This window comes from Bacteroides sp. AM10-21B (assembly GCF_003472565.1).
GTDB lineage: Bacteria > Bacteroidota > Bacteroidia > Bacteroidales > Bacteroidaceae > Bacteroides > Bacteroides propionicigenes.
Genome location: NZ_QRME01000013.1, coordinates 1 through 18,347 on the forward strand (window position 1 = coordinate 1; position 18,347 = coordinate 18,347).

The 18,347-nt window shown below is 34.5% G+C and carries 20 protein-coding genes and 1 pseudogene; all 21 read left to right on the forward strand.

Translation table 11 applies throughout. The features are described 5' to 3' along the window. Nucleotides 1–177, forward strand: a pseudogene (locus DW121_RS14745) (transcriptional regulator); the annotation flags it as partial. Nucleotides 178–233: 56 nt separating this feature from the next. Beyond that, nucleotides 234–722: a UpxZ family transcription anti-terminator antagonist gene (locus DW121_RS14750; RefSeq protein ID WP_118324294.1), complete on the forward strand. Its 489-nt coding sequence runs from the start codon at nt 234–236 to the stop codon at nt 720–722. A gap of 51 nt (nt 723–773) precedes the next feature. Next, nucleotides 774–1,181 (forward strand): adenylyltransferase/cytidyltransferase family protein, encoded by a 408-nt coding sequence (locus DW121_RS14755; protein WP_118324296.1) that lies wholly within the window; start codon nt 774–776, stop codon nt 1,179–1,181. Nucleotides 1,182–1,185: 4 nt separating this feature from the next. Next, nucleotides 1,186–2,274, forward strand: a complete 1,089-nt coding sequence (locus DW121_RS14760) for a hypothetical protein (protein WP_118324298.1) — start codon at nt 1,186–1,188, stop codon at nt 2,272–2,274. 11 nt (nt 2,275–2,285) lie between these two features. Beyond that, the gene (locus DW121_RS14765; protein ID WP_410492046.1) at nt 2,286–2,687 is read left to right on the forward strand and encodes a sugar 3,4-ketoisomerase; all 402 of its coding nucleotides are present in this window, start codon (nt 2,286–2,288) and stop codon (nt 2,685–2,687) included. Next, complete coding sequence (locus DW121_RS14770) at nt 2,680–3,114, forward strand: sugar 3,4-ketoisomerase (RefSeq protein ID WP_118324302.1); 435 nt, start codon at nt 2,680–2,682, stop codon at nt 3,112–3,114. Before DW121_RS14765 ends, DW121_RS14770 begins: the two co-directional genes overlap by 8 nt. Then, entirely contained in the window at nt 3,107–4,045 is a 939-nt protein-coding gene (locus DW121_RS14775; protein WP_118324304.1) for a GNAT family N-acetyltransferase, read from the forward strand. The genes DW121_RS14770 and DW121_RS14775 overlap by 8 nt, the downstream gene beginning before the upstream one ends. Continuing rightward, the gene (locus DW121_RS14780; protein WP_118324306.1) at nt 4,045–4,980 is read left to right on the forward strand and encodes a DegT/DnrJ/EryC1/StrS family aminotransferase; all 936 of its coding nucleotides are present in this window, start codon (nt 4,045–4,047) and stop codon (nt 4,978–4,980) included. Before DW121_RS14775 ends, DW121_RS14780 begins: the two co-directional genes overlap by 1 nt. Continuing rightward, complete coding sequence (locus DW121_RS14785) at nt 4,973–6,193, forward strand: Coenzyme F420 hydrogenase/dehydrogenase, beta subunit C-terminal domain (protein ID WP_118324308.1); 1,221 nt, start codon at nt 4,973–4,975, stop codon at nt 6,191–6,193. The genes DW121_RS14780 and DW121_RS14785 overlap by 8 nt, the downstream gene beginning before the upstream one ends. Nucleotides 6,194–6,200: 7 nt before the next feature. Beyond that, entirely contained in the window at nt 6,201–7,301 is a 1,101-nt protein-coding gene (locus DW121_RS14790; RefSeq protein ID WP_118324310.1) for a DegT/DnrJ/EryC1/StrS family aminotransferase, read from the forward strand. Between the two features lie 13 nt (nt 7,302–7,314). Next, complete coding sequence (locus DW121_RS14795; RefSeq protein ID WP_118324312.1) at nt 7,315–8,772, forward strand: lipopolysaccharide biosynthesis protein; 1,458 nt, start codon at nt 7,315–7,317, stop codon at nt 8,770–8,772. Continuing rightward, the gene (locus DW121_RS14800; protein ID WP_118324314.1) at nt 8,769–10,022 is read left to right on the forward strand and encodes a hypothetical protein; all 1,254 of its coding nucleotides are present in this window, start codon (nt 8,769–8,771) and stop codon (nt 10,020–10,022) included. The genes DW121_RS14795 and DW121_RS14800 overlap by 4 nt, the downstream gene beginning before the upstream one ends. 11 nt (nt 10,023–10,033) lie before the next feature. After that, nucleotides 10,034–11,134, forward strand: a complete 1,101-nt coding sequence (gene rfbG / locus DW121_RS14805) for a CDP-glucose 4,6-dehydratase (RefSeq protein ID WP_118324384.1) — start codon at nt 10,034–10,036, stop codon at nt 11,132–11,134. Between the two features lie 12 nt (nt 11,135–11,146). Continuing rightward, nucleotides 11,147–11,620, forward strand: coding sequence for a dTDP-4-dehydrorhamnose 3,5-epimerase family protein (locus DW121_RS14810; protein WP_118324386.1), 474 nt, complete (start codon nt 11,147–11,149; stop codon nt 11,618–11,620). Beyond that, nucleotides 11,617–12,417 carry a glucose-1-phosphate cytidylyltransferase gene (rfbF, locus tag DW121_RS14815; RefSeq protein ID WP_118324316.1) on the forward strand — a complete coding sequence of 267 codons (801 nt, stop codon included), beginning with the start codon at nt 11,617–11,619 and terminating at the stop codon, nt 12,415–12,417. The genes DW121_RS14810 and rfbF overlap by 4 nt, the downstream gene beginning before the upstream one ends. A 17-nt stretch (nt 12,418–12,434) precedes the next feature. Then, entirely contained in the window at nt 12,435–13,550 is a 1,116-nt protein-coding gene (locus DW121_RS14820; RefSeq protein WP_118324318.1) for a DegT/DnrJ/EryC1/StrS family aminotransferase, read from the forward strand. Nucleotides 13,551–13,558: 8 nt separating this feature from the next. Then, nucleotides 13,559–14,422, forward strand: a complete 864-nt coding sequence (locus DW121_RS14825; protein WP_118324320.1) for a glycosyltransferase family 2 protein — start codon at nt 13,559–13,561, stop codon at nt 14,420–14,422. Nucleotides 14,423–14,507: 85 nt separating this feature from the next. Beyond that, nucleotides 14,508–15,686 (forward strand): hypothetical protein, encoded by a 1,179-nt coding sequence (locus DW121_RS14830; protein WP_118324322.1) that lies wholly within the window; start codon nt 14,508–14,510, stop codon nt 15,684–15,686. Nucleotides 15,687–15,715: 29 nt separating this feature from the next. Next, nucleotides 15,716–16,453: a glycosyltransferase family 2 protein gene (locus tag DW121_RS14835; protein WP_118324324.1), complete on the forward strand. Its 738-nt coding sequence runs from the start codon at nt 15,716–15,718 to the stop codon at nt 16,451–16,453. 33 nt (nt 16,454–16,486) lie between these two features. Beyond that, a complete protein-coding gene (locus DW121_RS14840; protein ID WP_118324388.1) occupies nt 16,487–17,260 on the forward strand; it encodes a glycosyltransferase family 2 protein in 774 nt (257 codons plus the stop codon). Nucleotide 17,261: 1 nt separating this feature from the next. Next, nucleotides 17,262–18,344: a GDP-mannose 4,6-dehydratase gene (gmd, locus tag DW121_RS14845; RefSeq protein WP_118324326.1), complete on the forward strand. Its 1,083-nt coding sequence runs from the start codon at nt 17,262–17,264 to the stop codon at nt 18,342–18,344. Nucleotides 18,345–18,347: the final 3 nt, after the last annotated feature.

The following is an 18,347-nucleotide window of genomic DNA, read 5'->3' on the forward strand; positions in this document are numbered from 1 at the left end:
TTGAATTTATCCAAAGGTGCCAGGGTTCGCATCACCGGCGGTGACTTCGAAGGTCAGGAGGGTATCTTCCTGAAAGTGAAAGGAGCGCGCGACCGCCGTGTTGTCATCGAGATTCAGGGTGTCATTGCCGTTGCCATGGCTACCATCCACCCTGAACTGATAGAAGTCATCAAATAGTTGATAGTAGATAATTTTACAGTTGTCAATTCATAACTCATAATTTATAATTCATTATGTCTCTTTCTGAAGAAACTCTTGCCCTTCAGCGTGCCGCGCACGACCTGATGTATTTGGGTATGGACGGAAGTCCCGTCTACAGCGATGACCTTTCCCGTCGTAACAGTGAGGTTTATCGCCTGACTACAGCTTTGTATAATTCCGGTGTCAAAGGTTCTACCGTCGAAGAACAGGCTAATGTCTGCCTTGCCCTTCTGATGGGTTATAATGCTTCATTTATCGACCACGGTGAAAAGCAGGAACATATTCAGGAGATCTTGAACCGCTGTTGGGATATTCTTGAAGCTCTTCCCGCTTCATTGTTGAAACTCCGTTTGCTTACGGCTTGCTATGGTGAGGTTTACGATGAACCTTTGGCTGAGGAGGCCCGTACTATTATTGCGTCTTGGGATGAAAAAACGCTTACACCTGAAGAACAGGGAGCTATTGATGAGCTCCAGAATGTGGTGGATAATCCCTATCCATGGGAAGTGGTGGAAGAATAGGATCTGGAATTCTATACATATTAGTCGTTAAAGATCTTATATTTTATAGACATGATTATTGGCTACACAACTGGTGTTTATGATATGTTTCATATAGGGCATCTCAATTTGTTAAAGAGAGCAAAAGAAAAATGTGATTATCTTATAGTAGGGGTTAGTACTGATGAATGTTGTGAATCCTATAAGCATAAAAGACCAGTAATACCTTATGAACAAAGAGCCGCCATTGTGGCAGCTATAAAATTTGTTGATGAAGTAGTACCGCAGGAAAATATGAATAAGCTTGCTTTTCTAAAGCAGAGACATTTTGATGTGATGTTCCATGGGGATGAATGGAAAGGTACTGAACTGTATAATCATTATGAAGAAGAGTTCTTGAAATTTGGGGCAAGAATAGAGTATTTTAGTCATACAGATGGAATTTCTTCTTCTTTATTACGTACCATTATAAATAAATAGATTTATGGATATAAAGAGTTTTCTTCAAAAGGTATTACCATATGGCTATATAATCAATCGTTATGATAGAGTTGGAATGGTTGAAAAATATATATCTGAATCAAAAGAATGTGAATTGCCAGACCTAATGAAATCAGTAGAGTCAAAGTTTGATAAAATTGTATCTGTTCAAGGTTTTGGATATTCAGGTTCTGGAGCAGTGGTAGACTTGTTACGTGAGTTCTCAAATTGCAATGTTGTTGGATATGTTTCTGTGGAAGGTAGTAAAACAGCTAGAAATAAATCTATGGCAGAAATTGATTTTATTCGACTTTCTGGAGGACTTTTTGAAATAGAAAAATATGTGGAGTCAAATAATTTATTTCATGAAGATGCCTTGATTAAACGAACCTTTTGTCTTTTTAGTAGTTCATACCTCTTTAGATTACCTGAATTAAGACCATATTTTATAAGTTTTTTAAAGGCTATCATAAAATTTTCTTTTCCAAAGCTTAGTCAGTCTTATTATAATGGATACTTGTATTTGCCAAGAACTCCAGCATCAATATATTTCTTAGAAAAAATGTCCAGAGCGGATTATAGAAGATTGTGTAGTAATTTTTTAAATTCTGTTTTTAATTATTTTCATTCGGAAAATATCAATTATTTTGTAGCTGATCAGTTGTTCTCTGATTTTGAATTTGATACAGACCGTAACAAACAATATTTACCAAATATCAAGACTATTTTTGTTCCTCGAGATCCTAGGGATTTGTATGCTTGGACGAATTACAAGAAAGTCGAGTGGATTCCTCAGAATTTAGAGAGTTTTATCCAATGGTATAAAATTATGTATAGCCCTCTAAATGCCAGTATTGATGATTCTCTAATAGTCAATTATGAGGCAATATGCTTAGACTATGACAACGAGTATAAGAAAATTTTGGAATATCTTGATCTTAATGACAATTTTCATTTAAATAAAAAAAGATGTTTTAATCCTGATATTTCAAAAAAATTTGTTGGTATTTGGAAAGATAGTGCTATGCCTATGAGTGATTTTGAGCTGATAGAAAAGGAATTAGGCAATTTCTGTTGCTCTTTGATTGATTAATTTTCATTGATATGAAAACCCCAAAGATTATTGAACTGTCTAGATATTTTGATCCACGAGGAAATTTGTCTGTTATAGAAGAATACAAAGACATTCCTTTCAAAATCGAACGCTCTTATTGGATTTACGATGTCCCTGGTGGAGAAAGCCGAGGAGGGCATGCGTATCGAAAAAATAACGAGTTTATTGTTGCCCTTTCCGGTAGCTTTGATGTTGTTCTTGACGACGGAAAAGCCAAGAATACTTATCATTTAAACCGTTCTTATTATGGACTATATGTCCCCGAAGGTATATGGCGTGAAATGTGTAATTTTTCGACGAATTCTCTCGCTCTTGTGTTAGCTTCGACGAAGTATGATGAGAATGATTATTTATACGACTATGACACATTTAAAATAATGAGCAATGAATAAGATTTCAGTATATAATTGTTCACTTGTTGAACTTCCCAAAATAGAGGTTGAAGCTCGTAAAGGTAATCTTACGATAGCATATAATAATGAACACTTTCCTTTTGATGTAAAAAGAGTTTTTTACTCTTACGACATCCCCGGAGGAGAAGCACGGGGAGCTCATGCACATAGGGAATGTCATCAGTTTCTTATTGCAGCTAGTGGCAGTTTTGAGGTACTTCTTGATGATGGTAGGAATAAAAGAACTGTATTACTGAATAGACCTTTTTACGGTCTTCATGTACTACCTGGCATTTGGGCTTCAGAGCAAGGATTCTCTTCCGGTTCAATATGCCTTGTTTTAGCCTCCGAAAACTATTTTGAGGAAGATTATATTCGTAGTTATGACGATTATCTGAAGTATATTAAAGATACAAACAATGTTTGAGATTAGAAAATACACACAGGAGAATAAGAATGCATGGGATGTTTTTGTTAGAAATTCCATCAATGCGACTTTTCTTTTTCTTCGTGATTATATGGATTATCATTCTTATAGATTTTATGATTTCTCTTTAATGATTTATCGTAAAGGCAAATTGTTTGCCCTTCTACCCGCTAACATTGACGGTGGTGTCTTATACTCACATCAAGGATTGACTTATGGAGGGCTGCTGATTGATAGGAAGGCGACTACTGTAGAAATTGTTGATCTTTGGAGTTTGATGAATGATTATTTGAAGGATAACGGGATTTCTTGTGTGATATATAAACCGATTCCTTTTATTTTCCAAAATATTCCTGCACAGGAAGACCTTTATGCATTATTTAGAACGACAAATGCTCAACTCATAGGTCGAAATATGTCGGCAACAATTTATCAAGACAATAAGATTAAGTTCATTGAATCTCGTAAGTCTGGAATAAGAAAAGCGATAGCAAATGATATACAGGTTAGACAGTCTGATGATTGGAAAGGTTTTTGGGATATATTAGATGAGAATCTAAAAAATAAGTATGGAGCAGCTCCTGTACATAAGTTGGATGAGATTCTTATTTTAAAAGAAAAATTTCCTAAGAATATAAAACTCTATTTGGCATATAAGGGTGAGAAACCTGTCGGAGGTTCTGTATTGTATATTACTCAGCGAGTTGTTCATACACAATATATATCTGCTAATCTTGAGGGAAAAGAAATGGGTGCGTTGGATTTGCTCTTTGATTATTTGATTAATCAAGAATACTGTAACTATCCAATATTTGATTTTGGAACATCCAATGAGGAGATGGGAAGAGTTCTTAATGAACCTCTTATCTTTCAAAAAGAAGGATTTGGGGGCAGAGGAGTTGCTTGTGATATTTATCAATATACATTATAATGGCTATTGGGAATTTGTATTCAGGTTATGTCATAAATCCAACATGGGAACTTACTCCTCGTATATTTATATCACCTTTTTCGTCATCGGAGATTAGTGCCTTAGATGAGAATCTGTATATTAAAATCTCTACTGGTAAAAGTTATTTAGACGAAAGTTTTGGTAATTATTGCTTAGCCCCTAAAGGTAGGTTGGCAATTGAAAAAGTTTTGAGTAATTATCATTTAGAAAATAATGATGTAGTTACAATATTAACGACTTCGGCTAATTTCTACATCAGCAGTTGTGTCACCAGTGTCATTGAAAGATTTTGCAAATGGTCAAGAAAAATCGAGAAAAACACGAAATTAGTGTTTGTAAACCATGAATTTGGCTATCCATATAAAGGTTTGAAGGCTGTTGCTGATTTAGGGTTTCCTATTGTAGAAGATTGTGCACATACATTTTTTTCTGATGGTTCAAAAGCTGAAATTGGTAAATATAGTGATTTTGTCATTTATAGCTTTCCAAAAGCACTGCCGATGCAATTAGGTGCCGCCATAACATCGAATCGATTTCCTTTAGAGGCTGATGCTAATGAAATGTATGCTAAGTATATATTTAGTAAACTGTCAGATCTGATTCCAAAAATTGAAGATATTAAAGAAAAAAGATTATGTGTTTACAAGAGATTTGAGGAAGGATTACGACCTTTAGGAATTCGTCCATATTTCGAATTAGAAGATGGTGTTATTCCAGGTGTATTTCTTTTTAAATGGAATGATCATATCAATTATCCTAAACTAAAAGAGTTTATGCAGTCAAATGGAATAGAGTCAAGCGTTTTCTATGGACAGCATGCTTTCTATATACCATGCCATCAAAATCTTTCTTATGATCAATGCGGTTATATCATGGCACTATTAAAATATTTTAGTGAATATTATAATGATTAGAATTACCGATAAAAAGAAATGTTGTGGTTGTGGAGGTTGTGCGTTAGCATGCCCCAAACATTGCATAATCATGAAAGAGGATGAGGAAGGATTTCTCTACCCTGTGCTTGATGAGGAAAACTGTATTGATTGTGGGTTATGCGAAAAAGTATGCCCCTGCCTGAATAGCTTAAATATACAGCCTTCGTTAAAGAAAACTTACGCACTAAAAGACTATGATGACAGTCGGGGCAAAAGTTCATCAGGTGGAGCATTTGCATCCATTGCACGTTATGTATTAGAAAATGGCGGAGTTGTATATGGCGCTGCTTTTAATGAACAAAAGCAAGTAGTACATACTGTTGTTGAGAATTTGGAAGATTTAGATAGTCTTCGTGGGTCAAAATACGTGCAAAGTAATTTGAATGATACTTACGTTCAAATTAAGAATCAATTAAAAGAAGGTCGTAAAGTTCTGTTCAGTGGCGTTTCTTGTCAGGTTAAGGGATTGAATTTATTTCTCAAGAAAAGATATGATAATCTATTTTCCGTAGAGATTCTCTGCCATGGAGTTCCATCGCCAAGCATCTTTAAGATGTATCTTGAGGAAGTCTGTAAAAAACATGATATAAGTTTGGATGAGATAAAGAGTATATTCTTTCGAAATCCAAGGAGTTGGAAAGAGTTTATTCTTTCCATTCAAACGAATGATGGGAAACGCATTGAAGGTCCGTTAGATAATTCTTTCATAAGTGGATTTGGAAGTAATCTTATTGTTAGGCCTTCTTGTTTTGACTGCTCCGCAAAGAGTCTTAGGGCAGGATCCGACATCTTGTTAGGAGATTTTTGGGGATTAGAATATTTAGATTCGGATTTTGTTGATGATAAGGGTGTTAGCCTCGTGATTTTAAATACATGTCGTGGTATAGATTTATTCAATCATTTAAGTTCTGATTTTAAAGAATTCAATTATGCCCAAGCTTTACTTGGAAATAAGAATATCGAACATTCTCAAAGAGAACCAGAGGATAGAACGGACTTTTTTAAGTCTTTTGGAATGACAAATGAATATACTAATACGATTAAAGAATTCACAAACAAAAAGTTACCTTTATTATTAGAGATTCGTCATTATGGTGCAACTATATTAAAATATATTGGCCTTCGAAAAGTTGTAGATTATGTTAAAGAGTATCTACAAAGAAGATTATTCTTTTCAGGTAAATTAGATTAAGTATTATATGATTAAATTTTTGGATTTAAAGGTAGTGACTGATAGTCATGCTAAAGAACTGCAGGAGGCTGTTAATCGTGTAGTTGATAGTGGATGGTATCTACAGGGCAATGAGAATAAAAGTTTTGAGATGAATTATGCCAATTTTATAGGAACTTCTTATTGTATAGGTGTAGGTAATGGTCTTGATGCGCTAATCTGGATATATAGAGCATATATGGAACTTGGTATAATGAAACCAGGAGATGAGGTAATTGTTCCGGCAAATACTTATATAGCTTCAATCCTTGCCATAACAGAAAATGATTTGGTACCAGTATTGGTAGAACCAAACATAGATACGCTTGAAATTGACGATGAAAAGATTGAAAAGGCTATTACCTCTAAAACAAAATCAATTCTGATAGTTCATCTTTATGGTCGTTGTGCCTATACGAGTAAAATTAGTGAACTGTGTAAGAAATACAACCTTAAACTTGTAGAGGATAATGCCCAAGCTCATGGTTGTGAGTATGATGGTATTCGAACTGGTGCCTTGGGGGATGCTGCAGGTCACTCATTCTATCCCGGTAAAAATCTTGGTGCTTTTGGTGATGCAGGTGCAGTTACTACTAATGATAAAAACGTTGCAGATTGCATTCGTGCTCTGGCAAACTATGGATCACAGAAAAAATATGTATTTAAATACAAGGGCAAAAACAGTCGTCTTGATGAGATTCAAGCTGCTGTTCTTGATGTAAAATTACGTTATTTGGTTGCTGATAACAAGCATCGTCAAGAAATAGCAAACTATTATTATGAGAATATAGATAATAAAAAGGTGAAATTGCCAGTTCATTTCAAAGATGAAAATAATGTTTATCACATATTTCCAGTTCTATGTTCACAGCGTGATGAGCTACAACATTATCTTTTAGAGAATGGTGTACAGACCCTTATTCATTATCCAATACCACCACATAAGCAAGAATGTTATAAAGAGTGGGGCGACTTTTCTTTTCCTATCTCAGAAAGGATTCACATGGAAGAATTAAGTCTTCCTATTAGTCCCGTTATGAGTATGAAAGATGCAGAAATTGTTGTGTCATTAATTAACTCGTTCAAGTAGAAAAAACAAATAAATGTTATCGTTAGGACAACGACTTAAGCAACTATTGAAGCATGGAGTAATCTTTGGATTAACTTCATCACTTCAGAGTGCTTTGGCGTTTATTTTGTTGCCGCTTTACACTAAGTACTTTAGTTTGAATGAGTTTGGAGGCTATAATATGCTTTTGGTTATAGCAGGAGCATGTAATACTGTATTTTATCTTGGAGCATCAAGTGTATTAGGTAGATTTTATTACGATTATAAGGAAAAGGGAAAAGATCAGGATATCGTTTCGGGAACTTTATGGCTTTCCATATTTGGAGGAATCTTATTAATTGGCTTATCGGTTTTATTAGCACCACTTATATGTACTTATTATTTAAAAGATTCTTCCTTTACAATACCATTTGTATTGTGTATGGCAGGCAATGCTTTGACCTATCCGATAACAACGCTTACTTTGCTCCTTAGATATAAGAAAAAATCCTTTTTTTACCTAATAGTAACTCTAACAGGATTGTGCTTAAATTTTATTATAACGATTTCAGTTTTGATGTTTTCTGAGATTAAGGTTTGTGCTCCCTTTATTGGATTGGTATGCAGTAATACAATACTTTTACTGGCATTGTTGTTTAATAGTAAAAAAGATTTAACCCTAAATGTTTCTAAGGAGACTTATAAAATAGGATTAGTTTTTGGCGCCCAAATAGTCTTAAGTAGTTTATTGGGTTACGCATATGGTAGCCTTGATAAATTTGTTATTAAAGAAACTCTATCTGTTGCTGATGTGGGTATATATTCCTTGGGATATAGAATTGGATGTTTATATCAGATATTAATCTATCTTCCTTTTGTTTTGGTATGGGCACCTTTACGAATGGAATATCGTAAGAGCCCTGATAATGCTTTCTTTATAAAAAAGATAGCTAGTTATTATACGATGGGCTCTGCTTTGTTTATCATCGTTTGCATGGTTTGGGGAAATGATATATTATTAATGCTCTTTCCTCAACAAGAATATATAATATCTTTGCAGATATACCCCCTAATCATGATAGGTTATCTTTTTTACGGGTGGACTGATATTTTCAACTTTGGAATTTATGTAAATAATAAATTTGTATATCAAAGTATAGTGCCTATTGTAGGAGTAGTTATTAATTGTGGCTTGAATGTTCTTCTTTTGCCGAAATATGGTGTAGCGGTATCTGCCTATATTTTTATGTTTACTTATTTTGTTGCAGCTTTGATGTTGTTTGTAATATCGAATAAATATTACAAGTTGCCTTTGGAATGGGGGCGATTAAGTAGTATTATGGTTCTTTGCATTACAGAATTTATCCTGTTAAACTTAGTGAATATCAGTGTCGCTCATAATTTTCTCGGAAAACTGTTTATATCTATTTTTACATTATTATTCATGTGGTTGCTTTTGGTTGATAAAGACGAAAAGAAACATATATATGCATATATTAAAAAGAGACAATGACAAGCGTTTATTTCTATTTCCCTTATATGGATGAATCGGGAGTTCCGATGTTATTTCTTCGAATGTCTCGTTGGCTTGCAGAGCATTATGCTAATGATTATGAGTGTTTCGTAATAGACTATCCTGATGGCGCTATGGCTCGTAATCTTACGGGTGAAGACAAAGTTAAAGTATTACGTTATGACGATAATGAGACCTGTTTTATAGATAATGATGCAATAGTTGTTTTTCAATCATTTAATGCAAGTTTTTGGCCTCAGAATTTGAAGCTATCTTCCGGTACTAAAATAGTATGGTGGACTTTACATGCTCGCTGTTTGTCTCCAATATTGATACCTGTGCCTTTTAACGAACTTACATTTAGATATCATTGGTTGTATAAATTATGTGCTTTACTATATTATCCATTTATGCATGGTTTTGCAAAAATGGTGGATGATATGATAGCTCATGGAGCACTCTATTTTATGGACTATGATACATTATACGAATCCATTAAACATCTTCCTATAAAATCGAGAGAAGTGGATTATTTTCTACCCGTACCGGCCTCGGATTATTATGGAGAATTAAAAGGTAAAAGAAACATTGAGATTTTAAATGTTTGTTGGTTAGGAAGATTATGCGATGAGAAAACACCGGTTTTAAAATATGCTATATCAAAACTTGCTGATTATGCAATGAGAAATAAGCGACAAATAGAAATGCATATTTTGGGATATGGAAATCATCAAGAGGAAATAGATAATTTGGGTCTTGATAATGAATATTATCACCAACGAAAAGCAAGACCTATTCGATTTGTCGAAATAAATAATTTCTTATTAGAGAACATCGATTTAATGTTTGCTCAAGGCACGTCTGCGTTGGAATCAGCAAAATTGGGAATACCTACTGTTGTAACGGATGATTTTTATAAAGACTTACATGGGGATTATGTCTTTAAGATGCTACATGAGAGGAAAAATTATGATATAGGCCATCTTATTACTGAAAAGGATTATAAACCTAATAATTCTTCTTTTGAAGATATTATGGATAAAGTAACTTTAAATTATAATGAGATGTCAATATTAAGCAGAGAGCACTTTGTTCGGTATCATTCGTTAACATCGGTAGGTCAACAATTCGTAAAAGCTCTTAAGAAGTCTGATTACACTTTTGATATGATTGATCCCAATATCATACAACCATTATGGATATGGAAATTATATTCGGGAATAAGAGAAACATTGAAAAAAGCAAAATAATATTACAGCATATGGCATTTAACAGTATTTTTAAGGGGAAGAAAGTCCTAATCACTGGTAATACCGGATTCAAGGGATCTTGGTTATCAACATGGCTTCATTTGATGGGAGCAGATGTTTACGGATATTCTCTGAGTATACCTACAAATCCTTCAATGTTCGAAACTCTTAAACTTGAAGAGAAGATTCACCAACATTATGGTGATATTTGTAACAAGGAGGAATTCAATGATTATGTTCAGGAGGTACAACCTGACTTCTTGATTCATCTTGCAGCTCAGGCTTTGGTGTTAACTTCTTATCGCGAGCCGTTTGAAACAATGACTACAAACATTATTGGAACAGCTGTTGTTTGCGAGGCCATTATGAAGATTGATTGGGAGTGCACATGTGTACTCATTACTTCAGACAAGGCTTATGACAATGTTGAATGGATTTGGGGTTATCGTGAGACAGACAGAGTAGGTGGTAAAGATATATACTCTGGTTCAAAGGGGGCTGCTGAACTTGTTATTAAGAGCTATTGGCACTCATTCATCAATAAGATGCCTAACATAAAGTTCGGTGTAACACGTGCAGGTAATGTAATCGGTGGCGGCGACTGGGCAAAAGATCGTATAATTGTGGATTGCGTAAAGGCGTTTTCTGAAGGTGAGACTGTTGAAATACGTTCTCCTAAAGCGACTCGCCCTTGGCAACACGTTCTCGAACCTCTTTCCGGATACCTTACACTTGCACAATACTTGGCTGAAGGTAAAAGCGAGAATGGTGAACCTTATAATTTTGGTCCTCGGGCAGAACAGACTAAGACTGTCTTTGAGTTGGTTCAAGATTTAGCCTCTCTTTGGGGGCTTGATAGAGATAAGGTGGCTAAACTAACAGGTGATATACCTTTTGAGGAAGCTACTTTGTTGAAATTGAATTGTGATAAGGCATTATCTTATCTCAATTGGCATTCTACTCTCCATTATGAGGAGTGTGTACGTTTTATAGCTGAATGGTATCGCGCATTCTATGTGGAGAAAGACAAAGATATGTATGCTCTCACAGAGAAGCAAATTAAGGAATATATTGACGAAGCTAAAAAACAAAATCTTGAATGGGCTTTCTAAATGTGCAAAGTTATGGTAAATCAGATTGAAGGGGTGCTTTTAACACCTCTTAAGCAAATTAATCATTTAAAAGGTGATGTCTATCATGCAATGAAGTGTGTGGACCCAGGATACATAAGTTTTGGTGAAGCTTATTTTTCAAGTATTCTTTGTGGGCTGGTAAAAGCATGGAAGTGTCATTTGAGAATGACACTGAACCTTGTTTGTATGGTTGGAAAGATACATTTTGTTCTCTATGATGGGCGAGAAAACTCATCTACATACGGAGAATTTATGGAAGTAACCCTGTCTCCTGAAAATCCTAAATTATACAGAAGAATAACTATTCCTCCGGGGATTTGGATGGCATTTGTTGGTATTGATGAAGGAAAAAGTATGTTGTTAAATGTTGCTGATATTCCTCATGACCCAGCAGAACAAGTGAATATTCCTATGGAGGAGAGTAATATAAAATTTGATTTCACAAAAATCAATATAGAGAAATGAAGGTAGTTCTTTTAGCAGGTGGATTTGGTACACGAATCTCAGAAGAGTCTGCATTTAAACCGAAACCTATGATTGAGATAGGAGGTATGCCTATTCTTTGGCATATAATGAAAGAGTATGCCTACTATGGATTTACAGAGTTTATCATATGTGCCGGTTATCGTCAGGAATATATTAAAGAATGGTTTGCTAATTATTTTCTTCATAATTCAGATGTGACTTTTGATTACACTAGAGGAAAGAATGAGATGACAATACATCAAACTCGTTTGGAACCATGGAAAGTTACTATAGTTGATACTGGTTATAATACTTTGACTGGTGGTCGGATTAAACGTATTCAAAAGTACGTTGGTAATGAGACATTTTTTATGACTTATGGTGATGGAGTTTGTGATGTTGATATCAATAGGCTGCTTGATTTTCATAAATCTCATGGTAAACTTGCAACTCTTACTGCTGTGATTCAAGCACAGGAGAAGGGTGTCCTCAATATTGATGAAGATAATTCTGTCCATTCTTTCAGAGAGAAAGAAATGTCGGATGGAGCACCAATTAATGCAGGTTATATGGTTCTTGAACCTAAAGTATTTGATTATATTGAGGGTGATATGACAATCTTTGAAAAAGGTTCATTATCAAAACTTGCGGATGAAGGAGAGTTGATGTCATACAAACATAGAGGATTTTGGCAATGTATGGATAACATTCGTGAAAAAAATCTGCTTGAAACGCTTCTTGCAGAGGATAAAGCCCCATGGAAAAAATGGGAGCGTGAAGTCCCTATTGTTAAATAACTTAAACTCATATAAAGATGAATAATATAAGATTATCAAAGTCATGTATTGGTCAGGAAGAAATAGATGCGGTTACAGATGTACTAAAGCGAGAATACCTTGGTATGGGGCAGGACGTTCATAGGTTCGAGGATGAGCTTCACGAATTTTTTGGTCGTGATGTAACTCTCGTTAATTCTGGTACAGCAGCTCTACATTTGGCCGTTCAGGGTGCAGGCATAAAGGAGGACGACGAGGTTCTTGTTCAATCGCTTACATACGTTGCTTGTTTTCAAGCTATTCGTGCCACTGGTGGTGTACCTGTCGCTTGTGAGGTTGATGATGATACTCTTACTATTGATCTTGTAGATGCTGAGCGTAAACTAACTCCTAAAACCAAAGCTATAATGCCTATCCATTATGCAGGCAATCCTGGCAATCTTGACGAAATTTATGCATTTGCAAAAAAACATAATCTTCGGGTGATTGAAGATGCATCGCATGCATTTGGTACAATTTATGAAGGTCGGAAAATTGGTTCTTTTGGCGATATTATTTGTATTAGTATGGATGGTATTAAAAATATTACTTCAGGAGAAGGTGGTATGATTATTACAGAAGATCCTGTATGTCAGAAAATTGTGAAAGATGCCCGCCTTCTTAGTGTACAGAATGATACCAATAGTCGATTCGCTGGTACCCGAACTTGGATTTTCGATGTAAACCAACCTGGATGGCGTTATCATATGAGTAACATTATGGCAGCTATTGGTTATACTCAATTAAGGAAGTTCCCTAAGTTTAAAGAAATACGCCAACGCCTTGCTAAGATTTATCAGAAAGAGTTATCTAATGTAGATGGTGTGAAAATTATACCGTGTAATTATGATGATGTTGTACCGCATATTTTTGTTGTGCGTATTACTAACGGGAAACGTGATGAAGTTAAACAATTTCTTAATGATAATGGTGTTGCCACAGGTATGCATTATCGTCCCAATCACTTATTATCACTGTTTTCTGGTAATCAAGATAATTCTACACTTAAGCATACTGATTTGGTTTACAAACAGCTAATAACTCTTCCTCTTCATGTTGATATGACAGAAGAAGATGTGATGTATATCTGTAATACTCTTAAAGAGGCGTTATAAAAAGAATTATGAAAGAATTTCAACCCTTGGTGTCAGTTATTATCAATTGCTTTAATGGAGAAACTTATCTTCGTGAAGCAATTGATAGCGTTATTACTCAAACTTATACAAACTGGGAAATTATATTTTGGGATAATCAGTCTACAGATAGTACTAAGGAGATAGTCCATAGATACAATGATACTCGTATTAAGTATTATTATGCGGAATGTCACACGGCTTTGGGAGAAGCTCGTAATTTGGGGGTGGAGAAAGCTACAGGAGAATATATAAATTTTCTTGATGCAGATGACGTTTGGGATAAGAACAAATTAGAAGAACAGGTGAAATTACTGATACCAGGAGAAGTTGAGGTTGTCTATACTCCATTTGACATTATTTGCACTAATCCGACAAGGCGAATGTTGAACTCCTATAAAAGACTTAAACGTAAAGCTTTTAGCGTTAGTGAAGCGACGTATAATCAATTACTCTTAGGTAATTTTATTATATTTTCAAGTATTCTTTTAAATAAGGCTCTTTATCATAGTGTTGGTGGAATAGATACAACGCTCCAACAAAATGAAGATTATCAACTACTTTTGAAGCTTAGTCTTCAAACTAAAATCCGAAGGACGGAAGTTGTTCATACGTTTTATAGGATACATAGTTCTAATGCATCAATTGATTGCAGAGAATTATCGATAAAGGAAAACAGGTTAATATATAGCCAGTTGCCAAATTCTCCTGAACTAAATACCGCGATTGGTATAAATGAGTTGAAATATGTATACGTATATCTGAAGAATAAGCATTACGGAATAGCACTACGTCATCTGTTTAAGGTTTTTGATTTTACGATATTTGTAAAATATTGTAAAAGCAGGTTGTGACTGATAATGTATTTATTAGCATTTTATTGATTCTTTAGACTACCTTACAACGTTTCAATGATTGTCCCTCAAAAGAGTGAGATTTATGTTATTCTCTTTAGATAAAATATCAATTATAGCTTTTACCATTTTTTCGATGGTTATTTCTATCGACCCTACAGGGTCTATTTGGGGGATTAAGGAACTGTTGTTTGTATTTTTATTATTATTATCATTCATTTCGTTTGGTAAAGGAGATACAATCCCGAAAGATGTATTGTTTGCAATATGGGTTTGTTTGTCTTTGCCTATGTGGGGTATTATGATAGCTGTATTAAAGGATAATTTTACAGATTCGTCTTATGCTTTCGGGCATTTGAAATCATTCTTATTTATTCTTATTTTCTTTTTTCTAAGAAATTTGAATTTTGATAAAATAGTTAAAGTGCTGTTTATTAATGGTAGTCTCATCGCATTATTTACTACTTTGATATTTATTATAGCGCAGATTAATCAAGAATTATTTTCATTATTATTTGATCAGAGTTTGGAAAATGATAATATCATTATTTCAGAAAGAGAGTACTATGGGTTTAGTGTGCTGGGTGTTTATTTTAAAACAGGTCCTTTTATGTTTTTTTCGTATATATATTCTTTATACTTTCTTGATATAAAACATTTTAGAGGGGTACTTATTTTACTCAATTTATTTGCATTGTTAGTCGCTGGCTCTCGTACACCTACTTTGATTGCAATATTGATTACTGTTATTTATTTTTATGATCGAATGAAATCTAATAGATTGTTCAAGTATGCAATATTATATGCTTGTGGGTTTGCTCTTGCTTTTTTAACTTATAAACTGGCTACGGAAAAGGGAGAGATTTCGAATGAACTTAAATTTGCAGATTTTCATTCATATATTAGCAATATATTTATGAATACGACTCCCGTTGTTGGTGCTGGATTAGGTAGTGAATTTTATAGTGGAGGAAGAGGGCAGTTAGTTGCAGCGAGCGAGCAAACTTATATGGATATTATCAGAATTTATGGTTTCTTTTTAGGAATTGTTTTGATAATATTGATTTATTATCCTGCATTAGCTTTCTTACGAAGTAAGTATTGGCATATCTTAAAATATCGGCGTTTTATTATGGCTTATATATTGTATATGATTTTAGCTGGAACTAACCCATTGTTGATTAGCTCTACTGGTATGTTGATATGGGCTGTTGGGTTGACTTTTGTTTACAAAATTCATAAACGGCAATTGAAAATGGATTAATTTTTGTTTGAAAAAGCTTAGTTTTCATTATGATTTCAGTATGTATAGCTACCTATAATGGTGGAAAATATATTAAAGAACAACTTGACTCTATTTTACCGCAATTGGGTACGGAGGATGAGATTGTTGTATCGGATGATTCTTCTACTGACAACACATTGGATATTCTATTTTCGTATGCTGACAGCCGTATTAAGGTATATCCTAATCAGCACTTTCATTCTCCTGTTTTTAACTTTGAGTCTGCATTGATTCGCGCTAAGGGTGATTATATATTTTTATCAGATCAGGATGATATATGGGAAAGTAATAAAGTACAGGTGATGTTAGATGCTTTGAAACGTGCTACATTGGTTGTATCAGATTGCTCTGTGATAGATAAGAATATGGAACTTATAAAAGAAACATTTTTCCAGAATAAAGCAAGAAAGAAAGGGGTAATAAGTAATATTATTTGTAATAACTACTTAGGATGTTGTATGGCCTTTCGCCGGGAAGTACTTTATAAAGCATTACCTTTTCCTAAAAATATTGCTATGCATGATATTTGGCTAGGTCTTTGTGCTTCTGCATTTTATTCAGTGGAATTTATTTCTGATAAGTTGATAAAATATCGTCGACATGGAGACAATGCATCGCCTACGGGTGAAACAAGTCATTTGAAAATTTCTTATCGAATAATTTATCGAATTCAGTTTGTAGTAGCTCTTATAAGAAGAATGTTTCCGTTATCTATTTATGGCAAGAATTTGTATGTAAACAAATAATGAAAATTGATTGTAATGGTTAGCACTCATAGTATGGCTCTTAAAATATCTCTCATAACTGTTACGTATAATAGTTCTGAAACTATTCGTGATACAATTCTGTCTGTTCTTTCTCAAACCTATTTTAATATAGAATACATTATTGTTGACGGTGCTTCTACTGATAATACAGTCAATATAGTAATGGAGTATGATTCTAAATTTGATGGAAAACTAAAATGGATAAGTGAGAAAGATAAAGGACTTTATGATGCGATGAATAAGGGTATTTCGATGGCTACCGGTGATATTGTGGGGATTATAAATTCAGATGATTTTTACCATCGGACAGATGTCATAGAGAAAGTTGCAAATGCGTTCAATAGCGGAGAGGTAGAGGCTATATATGGTGATGTACGCTTTGTAAAACCTAAGGACTTAGGTAAGACTATACGCTTTTATTCTTCCCGCAATTTCTCACTGCATCGGTTTCGCTATGGTTTTATGCCAGCCCATCCAACCTTCTTTACTTACCGGAAATATTTTGAAGAGTTTGGTTATTACAAAACGGATTATAAAATAGCAGCGGATTACGAGTTATTAATCCGCTTTTTATATACACACCGATTGAAGACTCAATATATTCCGCTTGACTTTATGAAGATGAGAACAGGCGGTACGAGCACGGCTTCATTAAAAAGTAACATAATATTGAATAAAGAGATTGTCCGTGCATGTAGAGAAAATGGAATATGGACTTGTTTTCCGTTGTTGCTTCTAAAATACTTAGTAAAAGTTTTTGAGTATATATTCACAAGAGAAAAATAATATGAAAAGGATAGCATTAATTACAGGTATTACAGGGCAAGACGGCTCATTTCTTGCTGAGTTTCTTATAGAGAAAGGTTACGAAGTTCATGGTATTATACGCCGCTCTTCTTCATTCAATACGGGGCGTATTGAGCATTTGTATTTGGATGAATGGGTGCGTGATATGAAACAGAGGCGTTTGGTTAATCTTCATTATGGGGATATGACTGACAGTAGTTCTTTAATCCGCATTATTCAACAGGTACAGCCCAATGAAATTTATAATCTTGCGGCACAAAGTCATGTAAAGGTCAGCTTTGATGTTCCTGAATATACGGCTGAAGCTGATGCAGTGGGTACACTACGTCTGTTGGAAGCTGTGCGTATTTTAGGTTTGGAGAAAAAAACTAAAATTTATCAGGCTTCTACTTCTGAATTGTATGGTAAAGTGCAGGAAGTTCCTCAAAAAGAAACTACTCCTTTTTATCCTCGTAGCCCTTATGGGGTAGCCAAGCAATATGGTTTTTGGATAACAAAAAATTATCGGGAAAGTTATGATATGTTTGCTGTGAATGGTATCTTATTTAATCATGAGAGTGAACGTCGGGGAGAAACTTTTGTCACAAGAAAAATAACTCTTGCCGTTGCTCGTATTGCACAAGGTTTCCAAGATAAATTGTATTTAGGAAATTTAGATTCTCTTCGCGACTGGGGCTATGCAAAAGATTATGTGGAGTGCATGTGGTTGATATTGCAACATGATATACCTGAAGATTTTGTTATTGCGACCGGTGAGATGCATACGGTTCGTGAATTTGCAACTTTAGCTTTTAAGGAGGTTGGAATTGAGCTTTGTTGGGAAGGTGAAGGAGTAGCAGAAAAAGGTATTGATGTGAAGAGTGGTAAAGTATTGGTGGAGGTAGATCCTAAGTATTTCCGCCCTTGTGAAGTGGAACAGCTATTAGGTGATCCGACAAAAGCCAAAACTTTGCTTGGCTGGAACCCTACAAAAACCAGTTTTCCCGAATTGATAAAGATAATGATGACTCATGATATGGAGTTTGTTAAGAAGTTATATCTGAGAGCACAGATTATGGAATAAATA

What these genes read in the sequence shown, in the direction of transcription:
- DW121_RS14750 (WP_118324294.1), top strand. Translation starts at nt 234, where the DNA reads ATGTCTCTTTCTGAAGAAACTCTTGCCCTTCAGCGTGCCGCGCACGAC.
- DW121_RS14755 (WP_118324296.1), top strand. Translation starts at nt 774, where the DNA reads ATGATTATTGGCTACACAACTGGTGTTTATGATATGTTTCATATAGGG.
- DW121_RS14760 (WP_118324298.1), top strand. Translation starts at nt 1,186, where the DNA reads ATGGATATAAAGAGTTTTCTTCAAAAGGTATTACCATATGGCTATATA.
- DW121_RS14765 (WP_410492046.1), top strand. Translation starts at nt 2,286, where the DNA reads ATGAAAACCCCAAAGATTATTGAACTGTCTAGATATTTTGATCCACGA.
- DW121_RS14770 (WP_118324302.1), top strand. Translation starts at nt 2,680, where the DNA reads ATGAATAAGATTTCAGTATATAATTGTTCACTTGTTGAACTTCCCAAA.
- DW121_RS14775 (WP_118324304.1), top strand. Translation starts at nt 3,107, where the DNA reads ATGTTTGAGATTAGAAAATACACACAGGAGAATAAGAATGCATGGGAT.
- DW121_RS14780 (WP_118324306.1), top strand. Translation starts at nt 4,045, where the DNA reads ATGGCTATTGGGAATTTGTATTCAGGTTATGTCATAAATCCAACATGG.
- DW121_RS14785 (WP_118324308.1), top strand. Translation starts at nt 4,973, where the DNA reads ATGATTAGAATTACCGATAAAAAGAAATGTTGTGGTTGTGGAGGTTGT.
- DW121_RS14790 (WP_118324310.1), top strand. Translation starts at nt 6,201, where the DNA reads ATGATTAAATTTTTGGATTTAAAGGTAGTGACTGATAGTCATGCTAAA.
- DW121_RS14795 (WP_118324312.1), top strand. Translation starts at nt 7,315, where the DNA reads ATGTTATCGTTAGGACAACGACTTAAGCAACTATTGAAGCATGGAGTA.
- DW121_RS14800 (WP_118324314.1), top strand. Translation starts at nt 8,769, where the DNA reads ATGACAAGCGTTTATTTCTATTTCCCTTATATGGATGAATCGGGAGTT.
- rfbG (WP_118324384.1), top strand. Translation starts at nt 10,034, where the DNA reads ATGGCATTTAACAGTATTTTTAAGGGGAAGAAAGTCCTAATCACTGGT.
- DW121_RS14810 (WP_118324386.1), top strand. Translation starts at nt 11,147, where the DNA reads ATGGTAAATCAGATTGAAGGGGTGCTTTTAACACCTCTTAAGCAAATT.
- rfbF (WP_118324316.1), top strand. Translation starts at nt 11,617, where the DNA reads ATGAAGGTAGTTCTTTTAGCAGGTGGATTTGGTACACGAATCTCAGAA.
- DW121_RS14820 (WP_118324318.1), top strand. Translation starts at nt 12,435, where the DNA reads ATGAATAATATAAGATTATCAAAGTCATGTATTGGTCAGGAAGAAATA.
- DW121_RS14825 (WP_118324320.1), top strand. Translation starts at nt 13,559, where the DNA reads ATGAAAGAATTTCAACCCTTGGTGTCAGTTATTATCAATTGCTTTAAT.
- DW121_RS14830 (WP_118324322.1), top strand. Translation starts at nt 14,508, where the DNA reads ATGTTATTCTCTTTAGATAAAATATCAATTATAGCTTTTACCATTTTT.
- DW121_RS14835 (WP_118324324.1), top strand. Translation starts at nt 15,716, where the DNA reads ATGATTTCAGTATGTATAGCTACCTATAATGGTGGAAAATATATTAAA.
- DW121_RS14840 (WP_118324388.1), top strand. Translation starts at nt 16,487, where the DNA reads ATGGCTCTTAAAATATCTCTCATAACTGTTACGTATAATAGTTCTGAA.
- gmd (WP_118324326.1), top strand. Translation starts at nt 17,262, where the DNA reads ATGAAAAGGATAGCATTAATTACAGGTATTACAGGGCAAGACGGCTCA.